Annotated in this window: 13 protein-coding genes and 2 tRNA genes; 6 read left to right on the top strand and 9 right to left on the bottom strand. The window is 34.0% G+C overall.

Annotated features, from left to right (window positions below; genetic code table 11):
• The first annotated feature begins 2 nt into the window (after positions 1-2).
• The 3 genes from RLT85_RS01330 (at position 3) to rpsT (ending at position 470) form a co-directional block, all read left to right on the top strand.
• Positions 3-74, top strand: a tRNA-Glu gene (locus tag RLT85_RS01330).
• A 43-nt stretch (positions 75-117) separates the two neighbouring features.
• Positions 118-189, top strand: a tRNA-Glu gene (locus tag RLT85_RS01325).
• Positions 190-221: 32 nt separating this feature from the next.
• Complete coding sequence (rpsT, locus tag RLT85_RS01320) at positions 222-470, top strand: 30S ribosomal protein S20 (protein ID WP_311400240.1); 249 nt, start codon at positions 222-224, stop codon at positions 468-470.
• A gap of 227 nt (positions 471-697) precedes the next feature.
• On the opposite strand, the gene rho is transcribed toward rpsT, so the two are convergent.
• Positions 698-2,332: a transcription termination factor Rho gene (gene rho, locus RLT85_RS01315; protein ID WP_311400239.1), complete on the bottom strand. Its 1,635-nt coding sequence runs from the start codon at positions 2,330-2,332 to the stop codon at positions 698-700.
• A 206-nt stretch (positions 2,333-2,538) separates the two neighbouring features.
• Between rho and RLT85_RS01310 the strand changes: the two genes are divergently transcribed.
• A complete protein-coding gene (locus RLT85_RS01310) occupies positions 2,539-2,949 on the top strand; it encodes a DUF4293 domain-containing protein (protein ID WP_311400238.1) in 411 nt (136 codons plus the stop codon).
• Between the two features lie 155 nt (positions 2,950-3,104).
• Here the strand turns inward: RLT85_RS01310 and RLT85_RS01305 are convergent, their stop codons facing one another.
• From RLT85_RS01305 to RLT85_RS01285, 5 genes are all read right to left on the bottom strand, one after another.
• Positions 3,105-3,785 carry a hypothetical protein gene (locus RLT85_RS01305; protein ID WP_311400237.1) on the bottom strand — a complete coding sequence of 227 codons (681 nt, stop codon included), beginning with the start codon at positions 3,783-3,785 and terminating at the stop codon, positions 3,105-3,107.
• Entirely contained in the window at positions 3,751-4,164 is a 414-nt protein-coding gene (locus RLT85_RS01300) for a hypothetical protein (RefSeq protein ID WP_311400236.1), read from the bottom strand. The genes RLT85_RS01305 and RLT85_RS01300 overlap by 35 nt, the downstream gene beginning before the upstream one ends.
• A gap of 551 nt (positions 4,165-4,715) precedes the next feature.
• Positions 4,716-5,405, bottom strand: a complete 690-nt coding sequence (locus RLT85_RS01295; RefSeq protein WP_311400235.1) for a carboxypeptidase-like regulatory domain-containing protein — start codon at positions 5,403-5,405, stop codon at positions 4,716-4,718.
• 32 nt (positions 5,406-5,437) lie between these two features.
• Positions 5,438-5,995 (bottom strand): GLPGLI family protein, encoded by a 558-nt coding sequence (locus tag RLT85_RS01290; RefSeq protein ID WP_375712327.1) that lies wholly within the window; start codon positions 5,993-5,995, stop codon positions 5,438-5,440.
• A gap of 504 nt (positions 5,996-6,499) precedes the next feature.
• A complete protein-coding gene (locus tag RLT85_RS01285; protein WP_311400234.1) occupies positions 6,500-6,994 on the bottom strand; it encodes a metallophosphoesterase family protein in 495 nt (164 codons plus the stop codon).
• A 75-nt stretch (positions 6,995-7,069) separates the two neighbouring features.
• Here RLT85_RS01285 and truA point away from each other — a divergent pair, with 75 nt between their 5' ends.
• Positions 7,070-7,825 carry a tRNA pseudouridine(38-40) synthase TruA gene (gene truA, locus RLT85_RS01280; protein WP_311400233.1) on the top strand — a complete coding sequence of 252 codons (756 nt, stop codon included), beginning with the start codon at positions 7,070-7,072 and terminating at the stop codon, positions 7,823-7,825.
• Positions 7,815-9,584 (top strand): ABC transporter ATP-binding protein, encoded by a 1,770-nt coding sequence (locus RLT85_RS01275; protein ID WP_311400232.1) that lies wholly within the window; start codon positions 7,815-7,817, stop codon positions 9,582-9,584. Before truA ends, RLT85_RS01275 begins: the two co-directional genes overlap by 11 nt.
• A gap of 20 nt (positions 9,585-9,604) precedes the next feature.
• On the opposite strand, the gene RLT85_RS01270 is transcribed toward RLT85_RS01275, so the two are convergent.
• The 3 genes from RLT85_RS01270 to folP all read right to left on the bottom strand — a co-directional run bounded on the left by RLT85_RS01270 (position 9,605) and on the right by folP (position 12,416).
• Entirely contained in the window at positions 9,605-10,342 is a 738-nt protein-coding gene (locus RLT85_RS01270) for a DUF3667 domain-containing protein (RefSeq protein ID WP_311400231.1), read from the bottom strand.
• A 169-nt stretch (positions 10,343-10,511) separates the two neighbouring features.
• On the bottom strand, positions 10,512-11,297 hold the full coding sequence (gene cdaA, locus RLT85_RS01265; protein WP_311400230.1) for a diadenylate cyclase CdaA: 786 nt from the start codon (positions 11,295-11,297) through the stop codon (positions 10,512-10,514).
• A 300-nt stretch (positions 11,298-11,597) separates the two neighbouring features.
• Positions 11,598-12,416: a dihydropteroate synthase gene (gene folP / locus RLT85_RS01260; RefSeq protein ID WP_311400229.1), complete on the bottom strand. Its 819-nt coding sequence runs from the start codon at positions 12,414-12,416 to the stop codon at positions 11,598-11,600.
• Between the last annotated feature and the right edge of the window lie 12 nt (positions 12,417-12,428).

The following is a 12,428-nucleotide window of genomic DNA, read 5'->3' as shown; positions in this document are numbered from 1 at the left end:
ATGGTCCGTTCGTCTAGGGGTTAGGACGCATGGTTTTCATCCATGTAACAGGGGTTCGATTCCCCTACGGACTACAAGTTCTGAGCAGAATGCTCAATTGAAATAATAATAATTAATGGTCCGTTCGTCTAGGGGTTAGGACGCATGGTTTTCATCCATGTAACAGGGGTTCGATTCCCCTACGGACTACAATCAAAAATAAATAAACAAAGCAAAGAGTTATGGCAAATCATAAGTCGGCATTAAAGAGAATACGTAATAGTGAGGTAAAGCGTTTAAGAAACCGTTACCAGCATAAAACGACGCGTAATGCCATAAAGAAATTAAAAGGTGCAGATAAGAAAGAGGCAGAGGCATTATTCCCTACTGTAGTTGCAATGATTGATAAATTAGCGAAACGTAATGTAATACATTCGAATAAAGCCGCTAACTTAAAATCTAAATTGGCAAAGCACGTAGCAGCATTATAAGAATTTATAAGTTGACTTAAATTATATAGAAAACGCTTTTTTACAAAGAAAGCGTTTTTTTTATGCGCTATTGTTTAAAACTGGGAGGTAGGAACAAAGCTCGTTAGATTGATAGCATCGCATAAAATAGGTTGAGATCATATCGTTTGGTTATAAGACAGATTAGAAACTAAAAAAAGCCTAAAGTAAATTTTACTTGAGGCTTTTTCTATAGGTGATCATTTTGATCAACCATTCATAGAGACAAGAAATTCTTCATTGTTTCTGGTAGATTTTATTTTGTCATTTATAAACTCCATAGCTTCTATAGGATTCATATCTGCCAAATATTTTCTAAGTACCCACATTCTTTGTATGGTCCCTTCGTCTAATAGAATATCATCTCGTCGTGTGCTGGAAGAAGTAAGGTCTATGGCTGGGAAAATTCTTCTATTAGAAATTTTTCTATCCAATTGAAGTTCCATATTTCCAGTTCCTTTAAACTCTTCAAAAATCACTTCGTCCATCTTAGAACCTGTATCGGTTAAGGCAGTAGCGATGATAGAGAGAGAGCCTCCATTTTCAATATTACGAGCAGCACCAAAGAAACGCTTGGGTTTATGTAGCGCATTTGCATCTACACCACCACTTAAAACTTTTCCGCTGGCAGGTTGCACGGTATTGTAAGCTCTAGCCAAACGTGTAATAGAATCTAATAAAATCACAACGTCGTGACCACATTCTACCAATCGTTTTGCTTTTTCAAGAACAATATTAGCTACTTTTACGTGTTCGTGGGCTTCTTTATCAAATGTAGAAGCTACTACCTCTCCGCGAACATTACGCTGCATATCGGTTACTTCTTCGGGACGTTCGTCTATTAAGAGAACAATTTGATATACCTCTGGATGATTGGCTGCAATAGCATTTGCAATATCCTTTAGCAACATGGTTTTACCAGTTTTAGGCTGAGAAACAATCATTCCTCTTTGTCCTTTTCCTATGGGAGAAAATAAATCCATGATTCTGGTAGAAACGGTACTTTGCTTTTCAGCAATATGGAATCTCTCTTCTGGAAAAAGCGGAGTTAGATGTTCAAAAGAAACACGATCTCTTACCACTTGCGGGTCAAGACCGTTAATTTTGTTTACTTTAATTAGAGGAAAATATTTCTCTCCTTCTTTAGGAGGTCGTATTTGTCCTAGAACCGTATCTCCAGTTTTTAAACCAAATAATCTTATTTGCGATTGAGAAACGTAAATGTCATCAGGAGAAGAAAGGTAGTTATAGTCAGATGATCTTAAGAAACCATAGCCATCTTGCATGATATCTAAAACTCCTTCACTTTCTATAATAGCGTCAAATTCATAATCTGGATCACGATATCGATTTCTTTTATCTCTATTTCCGTTACTTTTTTGATTGCTAGATTTTGGATGATCTTTTTTACCTCTCGTGTTAGTGTCCTTGCTTGACTTACGCTGAGGGCTTTTCTTTTCTTCATCTTTAGTAGAAGGCTTATTGGTAGAAGTCTTAGGTTCCTCTTTTTTGTCTTCTTTTTTATCTTCTCTTTTGTTAGGCTTATGAGTAGCCTTTTTGGGAGCAGATTTCTTTTCTGCGGAAGAAGTCTCTTCCTTTTTCTCCCGCTTAGGAGCTGCTTTGCGTTCTCTTTTTACAGGGGTTTTTTTAGGCGCTGGCTTATCTGTTATAGTATCATCTTTTAGTGCTTCTTTCACCTTATTAGGATTCGCAGCTTGATAATCTAGAATTTGATAAACTAAGTCTAATTTTTTTAAAGTTCTGTACTTAGGTACATGAAGCGTTTTTGCAATTTCTTGAAGCTCAGGAAGCTTCTTTGCCTTTAATTCAGATATTTCTAACATTTAATAATGAGGTATAATGATAATTTTTCTTTTAGAATGTAATTCCTAAAATTTCAAAGTAGATTTTTTTTGAAAAAAATTGAAGTTATAAGTAACCTTTATTGAAGTGGTTACGACTAGTTTGTGCAATTATACAACTTTATTTTTAAAAATAAAGTTTTAGAATACAATTAATATTATATTTTTGTGCTTTAGAGAATAGAAAAATGATTCAAAGAATACAAAGCATCTACTTGTTCCTTATCATAATTATTATTGGCTTAGGCTCCTACTTTTTGAGTCTTTGGACTAATGAGAGTGGAGAAAGTGTTTACATTATAGATAGGCTGTATGTTCTAGGAGCTTTTGCGTTAAGTGCTGTATTGGCATTGATTAGCATATTCTTATATAAAAATAGAAAACTTCAATTTGTTGTGAACAGATTGAACATCATATTAAACTTTATTTTACTAGGATTTTTTGTTTACTGGTCGCTAATGGTACCTGGAGAAATGCAAATTTCTGAGAATGGTATTGGGATGTTTCTTCCTATTATTTCTATCGTTTTACTAGTGATGGCCAATAAAGCCATCAAAAAGGACGAAGCACTCGTAAAATCTGTAGACCGTTTACGATAAACCTTATATCTTAGTAGTATTAGTGCGTGAAACCCAGAAGTAATTTACTTCTGGGTTTTTTATTGGCAAATCCCTGCGGGTCGGGCTATCCGCTATATCTTTTTTGTTTAGAAAAAAACAAAAAAGGATGTCGCTGCTATCCCTTTTGCAAAAGTTTAGATGTGAATAGTCGCTTTTAATAGAAAAAAACGTTCTAATAATCGGTAAGAAGAAACCAAGCTTTGGGTATCTGTAATATTGAGATAAGTGTAGGTTTGGGTATTTAGTAAATTCTTACCAACAATTCCTATAGAAAATTTGTTTTTTACAAGGCTATATTTCGCTTCTGCATCCATAAAATAATACGAAGGCTTTGTGTTTCTTAAATCAGAAAAATAGAAACGCTCGGTGTTTAAACTAAAGGTAAATTTCTTTAAAGGTTGGTATACCAAATCTATAAAGGTTTTGTTCGTCGTATTATTTTGAGCATTAAGGCTTTTTATTTTGTAATAGAACCAAGTAGTACCAAAATGAAAATTGAAAGGTTTTGTAAATGCCGAACGAAATTCAATTCCATAATTGTAAGTTAATAGTTTAATATCTCTCAAGCCGTCATTTACTATGTTTTGATATTCCTGATTTGTATAGTTCAAAATGGCTTTTGTGTTGACAGAAAGGTCTTCCCAATAAAAATTTAATTCAGTTTGAATATTAAGTAATGATTTATCATTTCCCCTAAAGTAACGAGTTAATAGATATTGGCGATTAATGGTTGAGTTTAAAGCTTGATAATTTCTTGTATCACGGTAAAGAAAAGTAGTGTTAGCATAAAAAGTACTTACGGGCGTTCCTGCCATATAGTTTAAAAAATAAGTTGAAGCCTCTACAGTGTAGACTACTCATTAAGTTTTCATCAAGAAGTAAATTAAATTGACTATTTAGATGGTGTGTTTTATAATTAATCCCCGCATTGATTTTTGTTAAATGACCCGCTTCGCTTCTGCTATAAAAATTTCCTATTAAAGCAGCATCCATAGATCGATCCATGCTTTTTTGCTTCACATGTTGAATGGAGTCTTGAGTTTGAAATAATTCTGGAAATAAGAAGCGATTATTTTGATAATCTTGCGGCTTTTGATCTACTAGAAAATGTCCTGTTAAAATGGGTGCCTTATTGGGAGCCATTTTATGGGAATAACGAAGCTTTTGTAAGCTGGTAAGATACTTATTACGCAAAGATTCATTGGACTGATTTTGATTGAAGATTAAATTGGTATTTACTTTTTCACTTAAACTTGCATAACTACCTTCATAATTAAAGTTTGCGTTTTAGAAATATCAACAAAAAGATCTGTTTTTAAAAATGCTCTTAATTTTTTATTTCGAAGAGTGTAGTCTTCAGTATTCGTAGAGGTAGAATCTTATAAATAATAGGTTTGAGCAGTCTGCCGATAAAAATCTACTTCATCCCAATTAAGAAACCCAATGGTTTTTAAAGTGATGTTTTGGTTTAATTTATAAATGTTGTTAAGTGAGACCAATTCTGCATTATTAAAGTTTGTTCTTTCCTTGCCAAGATCAGGTGGGTGCTGTATTAAATCAATAAATTAAAATGCATTACTAATTTGAGAAGAATTATCATCGGTAGAAATAAATTTTTGTAAATCTTCCCCAATTACATCTTCTCCAACATTATTAAAGTTGAAAAACCCATAAGTTTTACTTTTTTTTTGGAAGGCGATGAGATTCGCTTTAAAGTCATATCGATTTTCAGAAGCCAAACCATATCAAGGACGAAGCATAGCTGTGACTTTATTTTTATAAGAATCTTTTAACGTGAGATTTATGGCTATTTTGTCGCTTTCTTCGATTCCTTTTAATAATCTATTTGCAGAATAATGATTATAAACTTCTACATGATCTACAGCTTGTGCTTCAAGGTTTTTCGTGAGAAATTTATAACCTTTCTCAAATAGATCGTCGCCGTCAACCATCACTTTTTCAATCTCACGGTTTTTTAATTTAATTGTTCCATCCTCACTCACAGTGACTCCAGGAAGAGTGCGTAAAAGATCCTCAACAACTTCTTCATTCCCTTTTTTAAACGCTGCTGCTTTGTACATAATAGTGTTTTCTTTTATGCTAATTGCTTTTTCACTATTGATAATAACTTCATCTAAGGAAAATGTATTGTCTTTTAATGTTGGATTTATAGTATGCGTTTTGTTTTTCTCGAGCTTAAACATATAAGACGCAGTGAGGTAAGAAATACTACTAAAACTTAATTGATAATCACCAGTTTTGTCTGTTTCTAAGTTATAATCGCCATTTTTATTAGTCGTGGTGAATTCAATAATCGCATCATTTTTTAATTCTTTTAGATAAATATTTACAAACGGAATTGATTTTTGCAGACTATCGGTAACTTTTCCTTTAATAGTTTGAGCAAAAAGAAAATTGCCCGATAACAGAAGCATCAGGCAATTTATGATTACAATGAAATATGTTTTTACTTTTTTTCCCACTCGTATGTTAATTCTAGTCCTTTTCGTTCTACATTGGTAGAAACAGTTTTACTTCCTTTAGGTAACCTTGCTTGAATCGATTTGATAACATTTTCAGATTCTTGCTTTCTTTTTTCAATAAATGCCTTAAACGCAATTTCCTTAACAGCAGTAGGCTTTTTAAGTTTCTCTTGAGTGTCGTCAAAAGGAATGGTAATTTGGTTTGCACTAAAGTAAACTTCTTTAGTATCATCATAGGCTTCCAAGATTAAACCTGGTAAGCCGTTTAACTTCCACGGGCCATAAGGTAATGGGATCTTAGGAGCAAACCAAGCGATATAATTTCTTCCGCGAAAGCGGATAGTCGCTTTTTGACAGCGATAACCAGAAATCATTTTAAAATCATTTTCTAATTGCCATTTCATTTTTCCGGCAATGTTATGTTTATAGATATAAGGTTGAAATTTTTTATTCTCAAAAGCGGTTTCTAAACAAATAAAAGTCTGCGTATATAAATTGAAGTAATATTCATTAGGTATGGTATTGGTGTATTTTTGATTGATATTTTTACCGGTACTATGATCATCTATATAAGTATTCTCTGTGGTGGTTTTCTTTTCTTTTACATCATTACTTGCTGTTTTATATAAAGAGTAACTCTAATTAAAAAATAATTAGTTTGCAGTTTCTTGAGGTGCAGCATTACCAAAATTAAGAACCGAGTTATAATTGATAACCCCACTTTGTGAGTGAGCATAAAAAAAAGTGAGAAAAAAAATGTAAACTAAATATTTCATCGCAGATTTTAAAAAGGGTGGTTGGTTATAGTAGTTTTTTTGTTTAGGTATTAAGATCAATTAGCACTTGTGTTGTGGTTTTAATGGACACATCTCTTTTTTTAATAGCCATTTCCTTATTTTGTGACCGTGCTTTATTGTTAAACCAAAATAAGTAAAATCTTCCATGAAATAGTAACAAGCAAAATTATTGTTACAACACCTCTAAATTATTAGATTATTAGGAAAAATTAAACGTTTAACTCTTTTTTTTTAGGTTAAGATGTGATTTTATCGTTTCCCCAACTCAATTACTTCCAAGTTTTTAATTTCTTTACCTTCAATTTCAAACCTAAGCATGGTTCTTACTTGGTGAAAACCGTGTTTGCCACAAGCTCCAGGATTCATATGCAGTAGGTTGAGTTTTTTATCGGGCATTACTTTTAAAATGTGCGAATGGCCGCAAATAAAAAGTTTTGGAGGGTTTGCTCTTATTTCTTCGCGTATCGCAGGCGAATATTTCCCAGGATAACCGCCAATATGCGTTATCCATACGTCTACTTCTTCGCACATAAAACGATTGTGAAGCGGAAATTCTTTTCGTGCCTCGTGACCATCAATGTTTCCAAAAACAGCTCTTAGGGGTTTTATTTTTTTAAGTTCATCGGTCACTTTTAAATCGCCAATATCACCCGCATGCCAAATTTCATCCGCTTGACGGGCATAAGTTAAAATCCGGTCATCTATATAGCTGTGATTATCGCTGAGTAGTAAAATCTTTTTCAAAATGATTATGTAGTTTTCTTGAGGCTTAGAAAAATTTGTTTGAGTATCTTTGCAGCGTAAAAATAAGAATTAAGATTGAGGTATTTTATTGATTTATCTTTTAACGGAAAAGACTTTTTTGGCTGGCAGCGTCAACCTAATGTGATTAGTGTACAAGAAGTCGTAGAAGATAAATTGAGTATTGCTTTACAAGAAAATATAGAAGTTGTAGGCGCAGGTAGAACCGATGCAGGAGTACACGCCCAACAAATATTTGCTCATTTTGATACGGGAGAAATAAAAGATATCACCGCTTTTATATTTAAACTGAATACAATGTTGCCACCCAGCATTGCCGTAAATGATGTGTTTGAAGTTTCCCCCGATGCCCACGCAAGATTTGATGCTACGGCGAGGGAATATAAATATTATGTAGACACGCAAAAAAATCCCTTTACCAATGCGATGGCTTGTTACATTAAAAAAAGTATTGATGTAGAGGCGATGAATGAGGCCGCGAAAATCTTATTAGACTATAAAGATTTTCAATGTTTCTCTAAGGTAAAGACCGATGTGTTTACGTATAATTGTAAGATTGTATATGCCCATTGGGAAAAGAAAGAACATCAATTGGTGTTCACTATTAAAGCAGATCGGTTTTTGCGCAATATGGTGCGTGCCATTGTAGGCACCTTGTTAGAAATAGGGGTGGGTAAACGCAGTTTAAATGATTTACATCAAATCATAAAAAGTAAAGACAGGTCTGCCGCGGGAAAATCTGTAGCAGCCAAAGGATTATTTTTAACACAAGTAGAATATCCCAAAAGAATAGAAGTAAGAAATGGCAAGTAAAACAGGGAGTGCATTTGATTTTAATTTATTTAGGCGTTTGCTTAGATACACCAACCCTTACAAGGTAACTTTTTACTTTGTAGCTTTTGCTGCGGTGCTATTATCATTGCTGGCCGTTTTACGTCCTTACCTTACCAAAATTACCATTAACGATAGCATTGTACCCAAAGACAATGACAACCTTATTTTATATGTTTCGTTAATGTTTGGTGTGTTAATTCTAGAAGTTATATTTCAATTTTGTTTTATTTACTTCGCCAACTGGCTGGGACAAGAGGTGATTCGGGATATTCGGGTGAATCTTTTTGATCACATGCTTCAGTTTAAAAAACAATATTACGATCAATCTGCCGTAGGACGATTGGTAACCCGTGCCGTAAGCGATATAGAAACCATTGCTAGTATTTTTAGTCAGGGTTTGTTTATGATTATTAGTGATTTGCTAAAAATGCTGGTGGTATTGGTTTTTATGTTTTTTCAAGATTGGAAACTTACCTTTTTGGTGTTAGCAGTGATGCCGTTTATTCTATACGCAACGCGTGTTTTTCAGCAGAAGATGAAAATCGCTTTTGAGGAAGTGAGAACACAAGTTTCTAATCTCAACTCTTTTGTTCAAGAGCGCATTACAGGGATGAAAATTCTTCAAATTTTTGGTCGGGAAGATGTAGAATACGAGCGGTTTAAAGAAATTAACCACAAACATAAAAAAGCTTGGATCAAGACGGTTTGGTATAATTCTATTTTTTTTCCTATCGCCGAAATGTCTAGTTCTATCGCTATTGGTTTGGTGGTGTGGTTTGGTGGTTTGCAAATTACTAACGGAGATGCTTTAGATTTGGGGATTATTGTGATGTTTATTCAGCTTATTCAGATGCTGTTTCGACCGTTAAGACAAATCGCCGATAAGTTTAATACCCTGCAAATGGGCATGGTGGCCGCCAATAGAGTATTTGCCGTTTTAGATACAAAATCTGTTATAGAAAATACAGGTACCATTACTGCGGAAGACTTAACAGGTGAAATTAGGTTTAAAGATGTCCGCTTTAGCTATATTCAAGGAGAAGAAGTGGTCAAAGGAATTTCTTTTGAAGTGCAACCAGGAGAAACCATTGCCATTGTGGGAGCAACGGGAGCAGGAAAAAGTACCATTATTAATTTGTTGAGTAGGTTTTACGAAACCGATAGCGGCGAAATCTTCATAGATAATACGAATATTAAAGATTTTACCTTAAAGTCTTTACGGAATGAAATTGCGGTGGTATTGCAAGATGTCTTTTTGTTTGCCGATACCATTATGAAAAATATCACCTTAGGAAATCCTAACATTTCCGAAGAAGAAGTGATGAATGCTGCTAAAGAAATAGGGGTACACGAGTTTATTTCTTCGCTGCCTAACGGATATCACTATGATGTGAAAGAACGCGGAGCTATGCTTTCTAGCGGGCAACGTCAATTGATTGCTTTCTTACGAGCTTACGTGAGTAATCCTTCTATTTTAGTGTTAGATGAAGCCACTTCTTCTGTAGATAGTTATAGCGAGCAGCTCATGCAAGATGCTACAGATAAGGTGACCAAAGGGCGGACTTCTATTGTAATTGCCCACCGTTTGGCCACGATTAAAAAGGCTGATAAAATTATTGTGATGGATGCGGGAAATATTGTAGAAATAGGAACCCACCAAGAATTACTTCAGCAAGAAAACGGATACTATAGAAACCTCTATGAGGTTCAGTTTATGGAAGAAGAGGTTACAGAATAGGCTTTAATTTTTATCTAAATTTAGTTGGTCATAAAAGCATAGCCCACTCCAACCATAGTTAAAAATACCATTAAGATTGTAATTATTGTAATAAACAGAACTGTGGCAGTAAATAACTCGATCCATCTTAAGGGATAAAGTTTTTTATAAGCGTAACAGGTATACAAAAAGAAAAATAAGTTGAAATAATTACTCAGTTCATACATATTTCCCCCAAAATTGACTGCAATAAGCAAGAAAATTGAAGTGAGAATCGTGTTTTCTGCGGTGAGGTAAGTCATAACAACTAAATGCTCAGTATAGTTGAATTTCTTATAGTTAAAGAAAGATAATTTTGCGATAAAGGCATACAAAGGTAAATTAACCAGTTGTATCAAAGAATAATTTTCATAGATCCAATCAAGGTTCGTTCCAAAGAAATCGGTGCCAAACATGGTTCCTACTTGCAGACTTTCGGGATAAAATTTTCTTTGGATAAAGAGCTGAAATCCTACTAGGGTTAAGGCTATTACAAAAAAGCTAACTACATTTAAGTATTTTTTACGCGTTCCTCCAATATAACTATTAATGACGTGTTGAGGTTGCGTGAGTAAGCTCCAAAAGGTGTTAAAGAAAGTATGATCAAAACTTAAAAAATTGAGCTTAAATTCACCCCAAAGTTGTTTTAGACTTAAGCGATAATTGATCACTTTAGCACCGCAATGTTCACAATAGTTGTTTTCAGTACTTAATTGAGAAGAACAGTTTTTACATTTCATTATTTTACAAAAGTGATTTGATAACCTTTATATTATAATCCTTACAATAGAGAAGTAATAGGTTTTAGTATAAACTATAAATTTCCAGATTTAGATCCAATCAAAATTTTAAATTATCCTTCTTCATTATGTCTAGTTTCTAGTCTCTATGATCTAAAATCTAATTTTTCTACTCTAAATCTTCTTTTAATTTATTTCCTAAATCCTCGTAAGAATCATACATCTCAAAAGAACCATTTTTTATATAAGAGGTTTGTCCGGTTTCCTCACTCACCACCAAAGCAAGCGCATCCGTTTTTTCGGTAATACCAACAGCAGCGCGATGTCTTAACCCAAACCGAAGCGGAATAGTCCTATCATTGCTTACGGGTAAAATCACTCTAGTTGCGGTAATTCGGTTTTCTTCAATCACCAATGCGCCATCGTGTAGGGTAGAATTTTTAAAGAAAATAGATTCTAAAATGGGCTGATTCAATTCAATATCCATAGTATCTCCAGAGTTTTTTATAAACTCTAACTTGGTACTTCTTCCAATCACGATTAAAGCTCCTGTATTGGTCTTTCCCATACTCTCACAGGCACGAATTATAGCAGAAATATCTGTGGTGACTTCTTTGTCATCATCTCGTAAAAAGCGCAAATGTTTGATGAGTCTTCGTTTGCTTCCAAAATTGGTAGAACCCACCATCAATAAAAATTTTCTTATTTCTTGCTGAAAAACAACAATCAAAGCAAACATTCCTGCACCAATAAATTGGCCTAAAATGCTACTTAGCATTTCCATTTGTAACACCTGAGTAAACTTCCAAGCCAAGTACACAATCACAATCCCAATAAAGATATTGATAGCCGCACTTCCTTTTACTAATTTGTAGATGTAATAAAGAAGAATTGCCACCAATAAAATATCAATGACATCAAGAATGCGTAAGTCTAGAAAATTGAAGGTTTCCAAATAGTACTTTTTTGTAAATTTATAAATTTAATCACTAGTGTTCGATAAAAATATTACAGATTTCTGTTATTACAAGTATAATAGAGTTTTTAAACTTTTTATGGACGGTACAGCTTGCTACGATGTTGAAAATTAAAATTTAAAAAATAAACACCTATTCTTTATTTAATTAACTTGGTTTTTAAGCTATTATGTGTCAAGACCTTTATCTTACGTCTTTCAGCGAAGCGGCCCGTCCGAACGTATTCTTTCGATACGGGTAAGCCTTGTATCTTAGTGGGACACGACTAAACTTAAATCCTAAAGTTGAGCAACAAGCTCTATACATTCTTGTGCTTCTTTTACGTCGTGTACTCTTAGAATTTTTGCACCTTGTTGTAAGGCTATAGTGTTTAAAACACTAGTTCCGTTTAGGGCTTCTTTTGCCGAGGTTTCTAAAGTTTTAAAAATCATAGATTTTCTGGAGAGTCCAGCTAAAATTGGGAGTTCTAAGACTTCTAAGATTTTCATGTTTTTAAGCAACTCAAAGTTTTGATGGGTGTTTTTTGCAAACCCAAAGCCGGGATCTAGGATGATATCGTTAATTCCGAAGCTTCTAGCCTGAGCTACTTTTTTAGAAAAATAATACACAAGATCCTGTAAAAGGTCATCGTATTGCGTTAGCGATTGCATCGTTTGAGGATTGCCGCGCATATGCATCAAAATATAAGGAACTTTTAATTCGCCTACGGTTTTCATCATCTGCTCATCAAGACTTCCGCCAGAAATATCATTAATCATCGCCGCTCCATTCTCTATCGCTTTTTTTGCTACTTCACTTCTAAAGGTATCGATAGACAAAATAATATACGGAAACTCTTCTGTTAAAAGCTTTACGATAGGAAGCAAGCGTTGCAGCTCTTCTTCCGTGGAAACGTTTTTAGCATTTGGTTTAGAACTATAGGCGCCCACATCAATACAAAAAGCACCTTCCTGCAGCATTTTCTCTGTTTGCTGAAGAATTTCTTTTTCATTTTTATAGTTGCCGCCATCAAAAAAGGAGTCGGGGGTAAGGTTAAGAATCCCCATGATTTTAGGGCTTTCTAGTGAAATAAGCTTGCCGTTGCAATTAATTGTCATATTAAGATTAAA

This window comes from Mesonia ostreae (assembly GCF_031845265.1).
GTDB classification, from domain to species: Bacteria; Bacteroidota; Bacteroidia; order Flavobacteriales; family Flavobacteriaceae; genus Mesonia; species Mesonia ostreae.
This window is presented reverse-complemented; position numbering and strand designations above follow the sequence as displayed.